Below are 13,687 nucleotides of genomic sequence, written 5' to 3'. Positions count from 1 at the left end.
TCTATTTTTTATTGGAGGAACATCAGTAACCCTTGATTTCGACACGCGATGCATCAAGGCCTGCGAATAATTAAATTCAGGACAATAAATTCGTCACGCCAGTGTTTTATTTTGATTTTCCTGACGGCTAATGTCATTGATTTCACGGTTTAAGGTATAGCTTAATAAGGTTCGTATTAAAACAATACTGGCTACGATACCAACCGAATAATAATCCGGGGTAGTCGTTGTTCCGATTAAGTCGGCAGCGACAATAAACTCCAAACCTAATGTTAATACTCGACCTAATCGCAATCGAATTTGATTGATATCCATTTTGCTGGTGGTATCAGAGTTATAAAATGGGTGGGAAATATAGCGAAATAATGCGGTTAAAACACCAATGAGAATAACAAGCACCCCACAAAATGAAATGCCATGTTGTATATATAGTAATAGGGAATGCAAGCTTACTGGTTCCATTAGTTAGTATTCCTTCAGGGTTGCGGCGTGTATTCCAGATAATAGTTTCATTATTGAGATAAATGGTAGGAATATCAAGAAAGCGTCAGGGGATCGTTCAGGGGCAGGACTAGACCTTTACGATCGTTGCAACGCAGCCGGGAAGATAATTAAAGCAACTACAGGGTTTCCCTTCGATGAGTTATAGTGAGATTCTGTTAACATAGATTTCAGGAGATCCTATGTTGATATCAGCCCTTATTATCTTTGTTTTTGTTGTCTCTTTAGGTTTAGGTATCTTACCTCCGATCTTACAAGACAGAAGCCCCAATAAAACGGTTCGGGCGTGGCACGGTTTTTTGGCGGCAAGTGGGTTACTCCTTGTATACATTGACGTCGTTGCCTTGATGACCAGTTTTTCCCCCTTGCTCATTGTCAGTTTAGTACTCTTAACGCTTGGGGCATTAGGTGGTTTAATCTTGGTCCTCCTTGCTGAAAAGAAGATCTATGCACCCAAGGTACTAGTCGCTCTTCATCCCCTGGTTGCCGTAGCAGGACTATTTGCTCTAGTAATCTATATTTTACCGTAACCCTGTCATCCAATGGGATCAGGGCTTGAAACTTGTACTTACAATCAAAAGCCGATTTCTGCTCTTAGGGAATACCTTGTTTTCACTGCCACATCAGGCGACTCGCGATAGGAAAAAAAACCAATTAACAGTGGCCTGTTAATTGGTTAGGGAGAATGTTAAATCAAAGATACATGGATGATCGGATCCCTTCGAACCGAGCCTCATCACGCGCTTGCATTTCTTCAGCGTCTTGCAATTCTTTCTGTTCTTTTTCTTGTTCCGCCTGAAGCTTTGCAAGTTCAATCACATTTCGAGTTTTTAATTCTTTCAAAATGGCAAATAATAAAATATCAGTAGTCGTTTCTAAGCGGAGTTCTTCAACGGGTTCTACTTGTTGTGCTTCTTGTACTGGTTGTATTTCCTGTATTTGCTGGGCTTCGTGGTGGTGTCCAGCTTCCAAGGCTGGGGGGGTGGGTCTTTGATTAAAAAAAAGCTGGGTTCCCTGATTAGTGTAAGGTTGTTCAGGTCGAGTAATTCCATTAACAGGACGAGAGGTTACTTTCTTGTTACCCATGGTGAGCTCCTTTCCTTATTGAGTCCTTTTCAGATTAATCTGAAATTTGAGTCAAATGCAAATGTTTTTTTCAATGCTCACAAATTTTGGGTTCTAATCATCAATATTAGACATGCAAGACCCATTTATTAACAATATGGGTAATTTTACCCATTCAAAAGTTTACTTATTTGCTTTATAATTGAACAAATAAATTAAACTATTAGTAGGGTAGTAAAGAACATGGCAGATTATGGGGCGCGTCTTAACGACTTAATGAAGCTTGGAAGGCTTTGCTATTCCAGTACAAAATTAGCGATAGCAGGAAGGGTACATCATTCACGAAGGAATTCTTCCCCTGCTATTTTTGCAGCCAGTAATACAGAGAGTGATAGACAGGAGCTGGCGGGCATTGTAACTCAAGCCGCGAAAGCGAATATGTCCTGTCGATTTCGGGTTGTTTTTTGCGAGGAGGATGGCCAAAATCCTACGTCGCATGGGTTTTGTCTGGATATTAAAATTGCTAATGGCAGCGTTAGTATCTTCAGTGCAGACTCCCTATCTGTTGATAGCCACAACGAAGAGGCCTTATCTGTCCTGGAAGAGGCCTTAAATTTCCAGGGCATTAAAAATAGTATTTATTATATGCCTGTCCAACGCCAAAGAGATGGTTATAGTTGCGGTGTCTTTGCGCTTGAGGATGCCTTTATGCTGTCCCATATAGAAGATTATTATTATCGTGATTTAAAACCAGGGACTGATTTTCATGACTTCCTTCGCAAGGCCGAGCCCGAGGAAGGGGGGTGGGAAACAAAGCACAACTGGAAAAAAGTTACTCCGGCACCCCTAATGCGAAGCTCTCAACAGGAGAAATTACCTGACAGTATTGATAATCGTGCATTGGCTTCGATAAAGAAAAATAAGAACGTATCCGATTATTTTGATATGCAATGGATTACCAAAAAAATAAGTAAATATGTTCAACATAAACTGGAAAAATATTTTTTCTATGCGAGTACCTTTCTCAGCGATTACATGCTCACCGAAGAAGAAAAGATTGCTCAAATTGAAGCGTGTAGCCTGGGAGGGCTAAAACACTATTTAAATCAGGAAAATCGGAAAAAGGATATTGCTGCTAAATTAGCGCCTATAGAAACAGCGCTAAATGGGTTGACCCAAAAAATACTGACAACTGAGTTTCAACATGAGGATGCTCAAGAGAAGGCTGGCGAGTTATATATGGAGCTAGTTAATTATCGAACTAAGTACAAAGAGTATCTTCTGGACGATAGCATTGAAGAGGTAGCCGCTGATGACTGGTTTAAAGCATCTTGCAAAGGGGCAATAGAAGGCGCAAAACTCGTATTGAGTAAAGAGCTGGGTTGGAAGGTTTATCTGCAGAATTTACTGAAAGATCTCACCAATACGGCTATTAAAAAAATCAGCTGCGGAAGATACCAGGATGCTTTCTTTAGCCTTAAATCGCTGGACGGCATAAAAGAAGCAGAGGACTCACTGGTTGAAAGCGCATCGGAGCAGCCTCAAATTAAAGGATACCTTTTTACTTAAAAAGGGTTGGTCAGGGCTTGAATCTTGTATTCGACAACCAAAACTCAAGCCCTGAGCCCCTACCTTTCTACCCCGCATTTCACCCCTGAAAGAAGCACAAGATAAAGAGGATTGGCTTCTGCCAAAAGGGTTATCTGTCGAACTTTACATCCCGTCAGGAAAGGCCGTGTAGCGTCGGGTAATCAAGGGTTATCGATGCCAATCAGCAGGTCATGAAGCCAATTCATTTCATTCCCTGGCAGATGCTATTCCTAAGGGATTTTAACGTTCTTGTTCTGTGTGCGATGCATGACTTGAAATTGTCTAATTAGCCTCGACATAGGAAATACTCTTTTGAAGGCAAACAAAGCGAAAGAGAACTTAAAATAGCGTTATGGCTATTCGTGCATAACGGTCTATTCTAAGACGTGAAGGTTTGATATTCCATTTAGAAAGGAGATTTATATGAAAAATAAACTGCTTCCTATTTTAATTTCTGTTCCTCTTATCACGATGGTATCTGAAGGAGCCATGGCTCTTGATGCAAAGCAAAATAATCCTGTGCAAAAGAGTAATCCGCAAATAAGCCAGGATCCCTTTGATAATGATGCTTTCTTTCAATCCCCTCATGCTATTTGGCAGCAAATGGATCAAATGCAAAGGGCAATGGATCAATTTATGAAGAGTCAATTTTCACAGATGCAACATCACTTGATGAGTCAGCCTGGCAGTACAAATACTGTTGAAATTAAAGAAGGCAAAAATGACATTACCTATAAAATTAAATTACCCGAAGGGGCTGATAGCAAAGTCAATGTTTCTGTGAAAGAGAGTCAATTAATCGTTAGCGCAAAGGTCACGCAAAAAATTACGCAAGAACAAAACAATAGCAAGAGTGTGAGCTACTCTCAGAGCAATTACAGTCAAGTATTTCAACTACCAAAGGGGTATGATCCGAACTCTATGACCACAAAAACAAAGGATTCAAATTTGATTGTTACTTTTAAAAAATCAATATCGAAACCTTTAATCCTGTAACCAACAACTCGTTTGACTGTTCGAGTAACGCTGACTTTTGGTGACGTTACTCGATATCGTTTGTTACAATCTATTCATTAAAAAATGAGAATGAACAATGTATAAAGTAACCCAGATTTCCAAAGGATTCTGGAGCGATGCGGAGTCTGACTCCGCACAACAAATAAGGAATTTGCCAAAAATATTGTCTTATTGCCAGACGTTTGAAAAAGAGGTTATAACTGTTGCGAATTGTTCAAACAGCTTGGAGACCACCCTACACGCTATTTTAACCGGGTACTTGGAAAAAAAACTGGAAAACCTGTTCATTCAATCGGTTCATTTAAATTCATTAGACTGTGTGAAATGAGAGTGGAGTCGAAAAGCGGTATAAAGGCTGCTCCTCTTGAGTTGAATTTATATCATGTCTTTACAGATAACGTAGAAGGTACGGCTCATTTGGTATTAATTGATCCAAATGGGCAGGATGTAGCCTACGCCCGCTTTGCTTACCATACAAAATCGCCCCATTTAGAGCCCGCTTACGTGAATTTGCCTTTTATTGCCATCGATGCTATCGAATCCAAAAAACGGGGCGCTTATGCCCTGGGGACTGTCCTTGTCCAAGCCGTATTTGAATACAGCTTAAGCACTGACTGCGAAGGGCGGGTTAGCCTTTATTCAACGAATAAATCCGGTGAATTTTATTTCAAATTGGGTTTTACTCCATTGAAAGAGCCTATTTTTGATAAATTGTATTTTGAGGGTGAAAAAAATATCGATGGTGAAATTATGTTCTTGACCGATGCAGCAAACGAGGCTTGGAGGGAAAGGGCTCAGATACATCCATTAATTCAACCCGCCTTCCCAACTTCCATGATAAAACCTTTTTAATCAAATAATTACAACTTACGGGCATGTCTTGAATCGTGTATAACCATGCCTGTAAACCCTGCCTTTCATCGTTCTTTTGTTAAATCAATGAGAAGACGCCTTTCGTTTGCTTTGGTTCGCTAGATAACTATTGAATAAGCGAAAGCAAGACTAAGGGTATAGGCTAAGAAAAACAGAATGCGTTGCGTGGTTTTGCAAGAGACTGTGAAGAAAACAACCAGCCAATGAATTAAAAATAATCCCAAAAGAAGATATTCATTGATTTTTTGTGCAGTAGGAAAGGAATCATGTCTAAGGAATCCATCAGGGAATGCATTGAAGCGCGTAATGACAGTTGCCATAAGAATGATTAAATAAAATAGATACAAAACAATAAGATAACTAATAATAAAAAGAGGAACCCCAACCGTTTGAACCTCCATTGTTTTATCCAAATGTTTAATAAAAATCAAAGCAATTACAGCAACGAGAAGGCCTATCGCATTAAATCGAACAAAGGAGGAACTGGCCAGGGGGAAAAAATTGACTTGTGTTAATACAGACCACTGGTACTCTGCAATTACCGCAACAAGTACAATAGGAAAAAAGAGCACGGCCTTCAATAACAGAGGGGCTTTATCGTTGGACTTAACCGAATGGTATAGAACATTCGTGAATTTAATGTTGAGAAAAATAGTCCAAAGAAACGAGGTAACAAAAATCAAAAAGAAGGCATTAACCAGAAACAAAAGGGTAATTGGACTCAACAAAGTGGATACAATATTGTCGTGCATTGCGTTCCAAAAAAAATTATCAGGCTTTCATAATTATAGAAGGGTTATACCGGTGTTTTTTTAAAAAAAGTATCTATGCTACTGTTCTATGGAGTGCAATAATTAACCTTGTCATCACTAAGGAATAGTATGAATCGCTTGGCATTAATCGTATTTATTTGCTTCAATCTGACGACTGTAGCCTTTGCAGACGATAGCCCTTACAGGGGGCCCAATAATCCAGTTATTCCTGCCGATAATGATAAAATCAGATTGAGCCTTGCTGAATGCATCGAAGATACCAATGAGATGACGAGCGATAATCAAACCCATGATTTGGCGAAAGAAGTCTGTGAATTACGCACACAACATCAGGCTGCGCGTCAACAAGTATTGAAAGGATTAACGGAATTAGTTGCTCAATATAAAGGAATGACGAACCATGATCACGCTCAGAGATTGGCTCAGACAATTTCATTGATCCAGAACGATATAAAAACATGCCTTGATGCGTTAGCTTCCCAGGAATATTGCCACAATATCGCTTGTGTTACTTTACCTGAACTGGATGCCATCTTTTGTGATAATCAGGCTACTGCGATCATCAACCGAATTTTAGGGAGCTAATTGTATCCAGCAATCAAAATTCAAGCGTAGATACAAGCCTTGATGAGGCGTAGCGTAATCAAGGTATTCACTGCCCAACACCAATCTCTATGGTTGAGAGAGCAGACTAAATGCAGCTAATCAGCCCCTACGTATCCAAATAAATAACTACGATAAAGGAGAGAGATAAACCTTGATTACGCCAGGCTTCATCAAGGCTACAAAACCTGCAAAGCCGCCTATTCGACGGCTGGTCCTGCCTGCTTGGCATTTAGCAGCTGAGAGACATCGCCGAAGAATTCCCGGCACCCTCCTCTTTATTCAATTGATTAATCTCATCTAAAAAGGGTAATTGAAGGATAGGGGCAACTTTGGGACTGGTAAAAAATGCAATTTGGTACTTCGATTTTAATGCTTCCCGTACTTGCGCGGCTTCAGGTGCAATAACTAATTCCTTGCCATTTGCAAATTTCACTAAAGACGGTTTCCTTGGGTCTTTTGTTAATGCGACTACCAAGTCCCATAAGTTTGCTATTGGTTCACCATTGACTTCAGTCACTCGATCGCTTTCACACATTCCCCCACGGTTAAGGGCGAAATTTTCATAACCGTCTGTGTCTTCTGACACAAGAATCTCTTGTAGGACAACAAGTTCGTAACCATCCTTTTTAGGTGAAAGCCTGGAAAACTCACCAAACATAGGCGGAACATTGGATTTATCTACAATGACTTTTTGCCCGGTTGAATACGATGTTGTAAAGGTGTCCATCAATGGTTGGGTGCAACGCACAAAAACATAGCCACCGTTTTTTCCTGAAGGCTGAATGTGGTATTTGAGTGGTTTGTCGGTCTTGGGTCCGACAATGCTGCGGCCTAACTGTTCCGTTAACCTAATCGTAATTTTTAGTGTTTCAGATTCTCCCTCATCATTTTTTCTTTGAATCACAAACTCTATCTCATCGAGGTATTTCTTGCGCTGTAAAAGATAGAGATAAGAGATGGGATTCTCGAGCTCCTTGACCTGAACATTGCCATCAGCATGAATTTGATGGCCATCTATTTCAAGAATCACATCCCCTTCTCGCAAGTGATTATAAGCGCATGACTTGGGTGGTACTTGCGATACACGAATGCCCAATGGCTCACTCTCAAGAGAATCTTGCATCTCTAATTCCGATCTTAGGGATGGATTCTTTAATGTTTGCCACTCAAAGCTGACTTGAGGGACGGTCACATAATCAATAAATTGCCTTGCCCTAAGTGCACCGAAGCGTTTGTAGTTTTCTATCGTTTGTACAATGGTGCAGGCAGGAATAAAATAACCCACATTGCTGAGTGAAGAGGCTCCCTGGCTGACGATGCCGATACACTCTTCCTGTTTTTCCCGCACTATCGTAATCGGCCCGCCACTATTACCCGGGTTAATGGGTGCACTGGTTTGTACTGTAATCCCTGGTAAGCGAGAATGGGCAATGGTGGATACTTCTGTTCTTGAGATATGGCCTTTGGTAAAGGAAAGACTTTTTCCTCCTGTGGGATAACCATAGGCATTTACTTCCGTTGAAGAAGGTTGAAATTCCGTATTTATTTCTAATGGTTTAACTTTAGTTCCCAAAAAGGCTTCAGCCTCAGTCGACGTAGTCTCAACGATAGCGACATCCATAATAGGGTCAACCCACACCGGCGTTACAGGTAATTCGGTAGATCCTTGATTAAATTTTACTTTTAAATAAGTTGAATTGGCTACCGCATGCGCGTTGGTCACTAAATACATGATGCCTTCGTGTTGTACAACCGTAATGGTAGCGCTTGATTTTGCCGGTTGACCAACAGACCAGGCAGAAACGTAATTAACCGTTTGCTTGTCGACTTCGAGTTTGAGTGTGGAATTTACTAACATTTATAAACCTTAAGTGAATAGTGATAATCAGGATCTTTAACGGCTGCGTATCTTAGCTCTTATAGTGAATATAACAATGGGGGATCGCATAATTTCCTACGAATCCCAACTCTCCATGAGGGTTACTTTATCCGTCCTGGTAACTTTAACGTGCCGATTAATAGACAACTATTTTTTTAACATGATATTATTTTGCTCAAATTGAGGAGCTTTAGCATGCGCTTGTACTATAGAGCAGATACCCGTAGCCCCAAAACTATTTTTCAAGACGGGTTTCAATCAAAAAACAATTTTTTAAATCTCTATGGAGACAGTTGGTGGCAGCACGGCGTCCGGAATGCGAATGATCGGTATTCAACTTCGCCAAGTACAGCCGCCACTGACGCAGACATGAATAATGTGGTTTGTTTAGCCAAAAAACTTGAGTCAACTCCTCTTTTTCCGGTGTGTGACCAATATCATGTGGATTATGACTCCGAAATTTATATTTATGTCATGGCCTTACCGGATGCCGAATTACCTGAGGATTTTAATACTCCGCAACCGATTGATGTTTTTGACATGGAAGCGTTGCAGGTTCAGCAACTCGAAAAGATTATGAGTGATTTCTCGGTTAATCCTGCAATGGCAGGCTATGTCTTAAGCGGTCACGAAGCCTTTGCGAAAAATGTGCCGGCACAAAATATTATTTGTGCAGTTAAATGTAAACGCTCGGATTTTGCGCTTACTGCAGGTTTACCGGTGTTTACAAAGGCGGCAGACGATGCTGCAAGGTATGCTGTCTGCCAGGAGCGATATTTTGAAATAGGTCATGAAGTTTTTGTAAACAGTCACTACTCTCAAGACGAGCAACATAAACATGCTGCCCTTGATGAGTTGCGTCGGGTAAAAGCAAAAGGGTTACAGCCAACGACAAGGGTTCCAGATGCGTTAGATCAGTGTGGAATTGGATATGATAAAAGGCAAATTCACACATCAACTTATTTTTGGCAAGAACTGACATCGCTTAACGTTGGTATAGCATTTTTCAGCATTCTTGAAAGTATTTACTATGCGGCAATACAGCTTACCAAAGCCATGATGCGTCAATCAGAGCAAAAACCCCTGGAAATCGTCGAGGATTTACCCGATTCAATGCAAGCCACCTCTAGAAAAAAAACCTTGAGCTTTTATGGACGCTATTTTACCACCGTTGGGGTGGTTACAGGGCAGGTTGAGCCGATGACCGCCTTTGCGATTACCCATTTTTAACCCATGCAATCAGGGGACAGGCGAATCCCCTGATTGCGCTGTGTTCCACCAAGGCTGCCAACTAATCTTCAATTAAAGACTGCATGGGTTTTGCACAATCATTTTACCAGCTGGGAACCACCACCTGGCTCGTTATTGGGATCAGAGGGTAAAAAATGACTAACAGGCCTGTCGCCCATGAGATAGTTAAAACCCTGAATAATTGAAAAGATTGTTATGGTGCTTAACATCCTTACCGGGAGTTCATTTCTTGTTATCAGCCAAAAATTTTGGGCTATTTCGCCCAGACCAATCGTTTTCGCATAGTTCATCTTTTCCTTAAAGAAGGAAAAACTGGAGACGCGGATTAATTTTGTCTCAGAATCCATTCTGGTTCCCAATATAATCCTGTCGTAGGAGGCATTTAAAGGGTGAGTCAGTAAGGAAGAAACGGCTCCCGCCAACCCCCCGCCGACAAAATTGGCGACAGCAGAATTTTCAATAGGTAATTGATTGGTTATTGAGTCCGAAAGCGTTAGCAAGGCAGTAAAACTCATAAAGTTAGATAGCGACTTAACCGGATATCCCATCAGAAAGAGTTGTCTAATATTATAGCCGGTCAATTTGACCGGTTTGACAATACCCCCACTGAGGATTTTTGCTCGGTTATTAAAAACAGAGCCAAGTGCTGTATCAGCTTGGGAAAAAGTCAGCGAAGTAAAAAGGGAATAATAAGGCCGTTGTACGGGCTTTAATTCCTCCGTCTGTTCAGTCGTGACGCCATCCGGACCAGTTTCCTTATTGATGTGCTTGCTGGTTACACTAACAGCCCCACGTTTTTGATTAGCTATCGCTTGAGATTGAAAGATTTGCCAAGAGGATTTTGCGAAAGCCAAGGGGGTTGGTTTTATTGTTGTACTTAATTGTTTATTACTTAATAGCAAGGTAATCGGTGCTGTTATAAGGGACGTCGTGAGACTTGTTACGCTTGTTTTAAAGATTAAATCCACTCCTTTCAAGAAATAACTATCTTTACTCCAGTAAAAGCCGGCTGGTGTTTTGGTTGGGCTATTGTTCTTTTGAGGCATTATAAATTTATCTGTAAAAAGCGGCGCATGATAGCGAGATATAAATAATAAAGAAATATGTTGTGCTGACAGGGAGTTAAATTAATTGCGGTATCAAGGAGGGCGTATTCATTGACGGGATTTGTCACTGGCGGGAGCGAAAAGTTGAGGGACAGCGCTTGAGTTTGCATTTTATTGTCAAAATCGAGCTCTGCCCCCCATCGTTCCGGCAGTTTATTTCTTAATCACGATGCGTAGGCGTAAGAATGACATCTTTCTCACTCTCAAGGCTTGTGGAGCCGCTTTCAGCCTGCACGGCGAATATACCGCTCCCTAAACTGAGTGCCTGGGTACTTGTCGACAAGCGTTGCATCTCAACACAGTGTTCGATCGTTTCAAGGATAGTGGATTCTGAAATACCCACAATGCTGTCGACAGGTTCTAAAAGGATACTGTGTTCATCAACGGGTCTGGCATCAAAGGGCTCAAACCCTTTAAGCAGAGTTGCTATAATTTCATCACGCAGGAGGCTTATATCAAAACCGCTATAAGCATCCAGGTATGCCCCTACTGTAACAGGCGTCGGCAACGGTGAAAAACGGTGACTATCATCGAGTAATCTAAACAATTCCGGCTGAGTTTTATCCGTTATTCCGCAGAATCTTGCCTGCGTTTTTATGTCTTCCAGAGACGGGGTAGTTAATAGCCTGCCAGTTTGTTCTTCGTACTGACAAATTTTAAAATCTTCTGGATACTCGAAAGCCTGGACCAGGTATTTTTGGATTAGTGAGATTTCCAATAACGATTGGTAATAATGCTTTAAACCTTCTGGACTTGCTTTTTCAAGATCGATTCTACGAACAAATAAACCTACACAAGATTTTTTCCAGGCATCGAGCATGATTTCATTCATTTGGCCATCGCGCCCACCCTTCACTTCAACGGCTAATTCATCCAGTGTTTTTGCTCCTACGGTATTTGATGTCAGCATATCTACACCTTTCCGTTCGGTACGTTTAGCCAGTTTTGAAATTCTATTTGAATTCGAATCGGTAGAGCTCACATCGTAAATGTTGCATTCTTCGGCATTAAACAGGAAGCCATAGCAACGGCCATCAAATCCATAGGTAGGGACATGCTTCCCTTTAACCAGAAGGGTTGTTGAAGACAAACAAGAGCCCCCGGGACTGGCTAGTAATTTTGCTTCATTGCGCCAATCATTCAATTCTACGCGATCGGATTCAACCGTAATACGATTAATGGTTTTTGCAATTAAGCGAGATTCGGTAAATAAAGTACCAATTGTTTTAGGCATAATTTTTTCCTCTTTAACAACTCAAAAAATGTCAGTAAAACAAACAAAAAAATTAATATTCTTATCATTTTTTGTGATATTATAAGGGTTAAAAATTAATGAAATATTACGAATTTATTAATGAAACATTATGTATTTATTAAGGAATTATTAACTAAATAAACAGAAGGGGTTATTACCATGTTTGATAGTTTACCCACGGAATTAATAGTTAAAATATGTACTTGTTTAGGCGTTAAAGACGATTATGAGTTTTCTTTTACTTCCAAATTAGCAAAAGAGCTGCATCAGCAGCGTATGCAAAGTCGTTTGGCAACTATCTTGGCCAAGCCTACTACGAATCAGTTTATTCAATTTTTAAATTGTATTCAGGATAATGCAGAAGATGGGCTGGCTATTTTATTAGATGAAACTTGCAAGAAAACGCTCTTGGAAAAAAGGCCAAAAACATTGCCTCACTGGATGCTTGGTTTAGCGGAGTGCCAGCGCGATTTGGTGGCTATTTTGTTGAAACATGACGATTATAAAAATTCCTTAAGTCCCACTGAATTTAGATATTTGGTGCGTAACTATTCGGATTTAGCCACTTTAGTTAAAAACAATAATATCGCTGAACCACCTGAAGCCCTACCCCCCCCAGAAAAGGCGCCTAATTCAGATGATGTTGATAGTATGATAATGTGCCTTTGAGGCACATTATCCAGGCTGTGAAACCTATGAAACACAAGCCCTAACCCCTGTTACTTCCAGGCCGCCGCATATCCATCCCTTATTTTTAAGAGCTCATCATACTCCACTGTTTATAAGAAGGTAGCCCAGCGAATCGTCCTGGACCAAATAATTAGTACAACTCTCTATGTTATACTTGAAAAAATACGGTCCTCTCAATCTGGCACTTAATCGTGTATTCACAAGGAAAGGGAATGTAAATGAACATATTAATGGTACTAACGTCACATAATCAGCTCGGAAATACAGGACGCGAAACAGGTTTCTGGTTGGAGGAGTTTGCAGCCCCCTATTTTGTGTTCAAGGATGCTGGCGCTCAATTAACATTAGCATCTCCCAAAGGTGGTCAACCGCCAATCGATCCGAAGAGTGATTTACCTGAAAATCAGACCTCTGCGATGACGCGATATAAGCAAGATGAGCTGGCGAAAAAAGCATTATCACAAACAGTCAGGCTTGCAGACATAAAGGCAGAGGATTTTGACACCGTGTTCTATCCTGGTGGCCATGGCCCCTTGTGGGACCTTGCTGAGAGTGCAGACTCAATCCACTTGCTTGAGTCTTTCTATAATGCGGAAAAACCAATTGCTCTGGTATGCCATGCACCCGGTGTGCTTCGACATGTCACTTACAAAGGTGCTCCTCTGGTAAAAGGCAAACGTGTAACAGGATTTACCAACAGCGAAGAGGAAGCAGTCCATCTTACGAATGTAGTGCCATTTCTTGTCGAAGAGGAGTTGAAACGGTTAGGCGGGCATTTTGAAAAAGCAGCAAACTGGCAGAGTTTTGTGGTGGTAGATGGCCGCCTTGTCACTGGTCAAAATCCGGCCTCATCCACTGCTGGGGCGCAAGAATTACTAAAATTACTCCAAAAATAACAAGGCAAAACTGAGTAGAATTTCGGGGTGCAGGGTTGGAATTTTGTATTCAATGATCGAAATTCAACCCCAATTTCGCACCGTAGCGCCTGCTGAAACCCGCACAGCACAAGCCCTGCCCCTGTTTTTCCCACCTATTTTCTATATTTTAGTATTTCCATGCGGAGAGATGCTGCAAATCCCGA

Annotated in this window: 14 protein-coding genes; 8 read left to right on the top strand and 6 right to left on the bottom strand. The window is 41.0% G+C overall.

Going from position 1 to position 13,687, the window contains the following annotated elements; translation table 11 throughout:
* Nucleotides 1-93: 93 nt before the first annotated feature.
* Nucleotides 94-462, bottom strand: coding sequence for a DUF1622 domain-containing protein (locus ACN4Z1_RS11155; protein ID WP_419388154.1), 369 nt, complete (start codon nucleotides 460-462; stop codon nucleotides 94-96).
* A gap of 221 nt (nucleotides 463-683) precedes the next feature.
* On the opposite strand from ACN4Z1_RS11155, the gene ACN4Z1_RS11150 reads away from it, so the two are divergent.
* Entirely contained in the window at nucleotides 684-1,031 is a 348-nt protein-coding gene (locus ACN4Z1_RS11150; RefSeq protein WP_419388153.1) for a hypothetical protein, read from the top strand.
* A 163-nt stretch (nucleotides 1,032-1,194) separates the two neighbouring features.
* Here ACN4Z1_RS11150 and ACN4Z1_RS11145 read toward each other — a convergent pair whose 3' ends face one another.
* Nucleotides 1,195-1,587 carry a hypothetical protein gene (locus ACN4Z1_RS11145; protein WP_419388152.1) on the bottom strand — a complete coding sequence of 131 codons (393 nt, stop codon included), beginning with the start codon at nucleotides 1,585-1,587 and terminating at the stop codon, nucleotides 1,195-1,197.
* Between the two features lie 222 nt (nucleotides 1,588-1,809).
* Between ACN4Z1_RS11145 and ACN4Z1_RS11140 the strand changes: the two genes are divergently transcribed.
* The 3 genes from ACN4Z1_RS11140 (at nucleotide 1,810) to ACN4Z1_RS11130 (ending at nucleotide 5,025) form a co-directional block, all read left to right on the top strand.
* Nucleotides 1,810-3,135 (top strand): hypothetical protein, encoded by a 1,326-nt coding sequence (locus tag ACN4Z1_RS11140; RefSeq protein ID WP_419388151.1) that lies wholly within the window; start codon nucleotides 1,810-1,812, stop codon nucleotides 3,133-3,135.
* Between the two features lie 444 nt (nucleotides 3,136-3,579).
* On the top strand, nucleotides 3,580-4,152 hold the full coding sequence (locus ACN4Z1_RS11135; protein ID WP_419388150.1) for an Hsp20/alpha crystallin family protein: 573 nt from the start codon (nucleotides 3,580-3,582) through the stop codon (nucleotides 4,150-4,152).
* 345 nt (nucleotides 4,153-4,497) lie between these two features.
* Nucleotides 4,498-5,025, top strand: a complete 528-nt coding sequence (locus ACN4Z1_RS11130; RefSeq protein WP_419388149.1) for a hypothetical protein — start codon at nucleotides 4,498-4,500, stop codon at nucleotides 5,023-5,025.
* A gap of 119 nt (nucleotides 5,026-5,144) precedes the next feature.
* Here ACN4Z1_RS11130 and ACN4Z1_RS11125 read toward each other — a convergent pair whose 3' ends face one another.
* On the bottom strand, nucleotides 5,145-5,798 hold the full coding sequence (locus ACN4Z1_RS11125; RefSeq protein ID WP_419388148.1) for a hypothetical protein: 654 nt from the start codon (nucleotides 5,796-5,798) through the stop codon (nucleotides 5,145-5,147).
* Nucleotides 5,799-5,927: 129 nt separating this feature from the next.
* On the opposite strand from ACN4Z1_RS11125, the gene ACN4Z1_RS11120 reads away from it, so the two are divergent.
* Complete coding sequence (locus tag ACN4Z1_RS11120) at nucleotides 5,928-6,404, top strand: hypothetical protein (RefSeq protein ID WP_419388147.1); 477 nt, start codon at nucleotides 5,928-5,930, stop codon at nucleotides 6,402-6,404.
* A gap of 250 nt (nucleotides 6,405-6,654) precedes the next feature.
* Here ACN4Z1_RS11120 and ACN4Z1_RS11115 read toward each other — a convergent pair whose 3' ends face one another.
* Nucleotides 6,655-8,283 carry a S1C family serine protease gene (locus ACN4Z1_RS11115; protein ID WP_228363101.1) on the bottom strand — a complete coding sequence of 543 codons (1,629 nt, stop codon included), beginning with the start codon at nucleotides 8,281-8,283 and terminating at the stop codon, nucleotides 6,655-6,657.
* A gap of 216 nt (nucleotides 8,284-8,499) precedes the next feature.
* Between ACN4Z1_RS11115 and ACN4Z1_RS11110 the strand changes: the two genes are divergently transcribed.
* Nucleotides 8,500-9,534: a hypothetical protein gene (locus ACN4Z1_RS11110; protein ID WP_228363100.1), complete on the top strand. Its 1,035-nt coding sequence runs from the start codon at nucleotides 8,500-8,502 to the stop codon at nucleotides 9,532-9,534.
* 98 nt (nucleotides 9,535-9,632) lie between these two features.
* Here ACN4Z1_RS11110 and ACN4Z1_RS11105 read toward each other — a convergent pair whose 3' ends face one another.
* Nucleotides 9,633-10,601, bottom strand: a complete 969-nt coding sequence (locus ACN4Z1_RS11105) for a hypothetical protein (protein ID WP_228363099.1) — start codon at nucleotides 10,599-10,601, stop codon at nucleotides 9,633-9,635.
* Nucleotides 10,602-10,821: 220 nt separating this feature from the next.
* Nucleotides 10,822-11,895, bottom strand: coding sequence for a hypothetical protein (locus ACN4Z1_RS11100; protein WP_228363098.1), 1,074 nt, complete (start codon nucleotides 11,893-11,895; stop codon nucleotides 10,822-10,824).
* Nucleotides 11,896-12,075: 180 nt separating this feature from the next.
* On the opposite strand from ACN4Z1_RS11100, the gene ACN4Z1_RS11095 reads away from it, so the two are divergent.
* Entirely contained in the window at nucleotides 12,076-12,585 is a 510-nt protein-coding gene (locus tag ACN4Z1_RS11095) for a hypothetical protein (protein WP_228363097.1), read from the top strand.
* A gap of 239 nt (nucleotides 12,586-12,824) precedes the next feature.
* Nucleotides 12,825-13,502, top strand: a complete 678-nt coding sequence (locus ACN4Z1_RS11090; protein ID WP_228363096.1) for a type 1 glutamine amidotransferase domain-containing protein — start codon at nucleotides 12,825-12,827, stop codon at nucleotides 13,500-13,502.
* The last annotated feature ends 185 nt before the right edge of the window (nucleotides 13,503-13,687 follow it).

Source organism: Legionella sp. ST3F1 (assembly GCF_048553315.1).
Lineage (GTDB): Bacteria > Pseudomonadota > Gammaproteobacteria > Legionellales > Legionellaceae > Tatlockia > Tatlockia donaldsonii.
The sequence above is the reverse complement of the archived record's forward strand: the minus strand, read 5'-3'. Positions and strand labels throughout refer to the sequence as shown.

Excerpts from the sequence above, each read along its gene's own strand:
- ACN4Z1_RS11095 (WP_228363097.1), top strand. The coding sequence starts at position 12,076 with ATGTTTGATAGTTTACCCACGGAATTAATAGTTAAAATATGTACTTGT.
- ACN4Z1_RS11090 (WP_228363096.1), top strand. The coding sequence starts at position 12,825 with ATGAACATATTAATGGTACTAACGTCACATAATCAGCTCGGAAATACA.
- ACN4Z1_RS11145 (WP_419388152.1), bottom strand. The coding sequence starts at position 1,587 with ATGGGTAACAAGAAAGTAACCTCTCGTCCTGTTAATGGAATTACTCGA.
- ACN4Z1_RS11130 (WP_419388149.1), top strand. The coding sequence starts at position 4,498 with ATGAGAGTGGAGTCGAAAAGCGGTATAAAGGCTGCTCCTCTTGAGTTG.
- ACN4Z1_RS11140 (WP_419388151.1), top strand. The coding sequence starts at position 1,810 with ATGGCAGATTATGGGGCGCGTCTTAACGACTTAATGAAGCTTGGAAGG.
- ACN4Z1_RS11120 (WP_419388147.1), top strand. The coding sequence starts at position 5,928 with ATGAATCGCTTGGCATTAATCGTATTTATTTGCTTCAATCTGACGACT.
- ACN4Z1_RS11110 (WP_228363100.1), top strand. The coding sequence starts at position 8,500 with ATGCGCTTGTACTATAGAGCAGATACCCGTAGCCCCAAAACTATTTTT.
- ACN4Z1_RS11150 (WP_419388153.1), top strand. The coding sequence starts at position 684 with ATGTTGATATCAGCCCTTATTATCTTTGTTTTTGTTGTCTCTTTAGGT.
- ACN4Z1_RS11135 (WP_419388150.1), top strand. The coding sequence starts at position 3,580 with ATGAAAAATAAACTGCTTCCTATTTTAATTTCTGTTCCTCTTATCACG.
- ACN4Z1_RS11115 (WP_228363101.1), bottom strand. The coding sequence starts at position 8,283 with ATGTTAGTAAATTCCACACTCAAACTCGAAGTCGACAAGCAAACGGTT.
- ACN4Z1_RS11155 (WP_419388154.1), bottom strand. The coding sequence starts at position 462 with ATGGAACCAGTAAGCTTGCATTCCCTATTACTATATATACAACATGGC.
- ACN4Z1_RS11125 (WP_419388148.1), bottom strand. The coding sequence starts at position 5,798 with ATGCACGACAATATTGTATCCACTTTGTTGAGTCCAATTACCCTTTTG.
- ACN4Z1_RS11100 (WP_228363098.1), bottom strand. The coding sequence starts at position 11,895 with ATGCCTAAAACAATTGGTACTTTATTTACCGAATCTCGCTTAATTGCA.
- ACN4Z1_RS11105 (WP_228363099.1), bottom strand. The coding sequence starts at position 10,601 with ATGCCTCAAAAGAACAATAGCCCAACCAAAACACCAGCCGGCTTTTAC.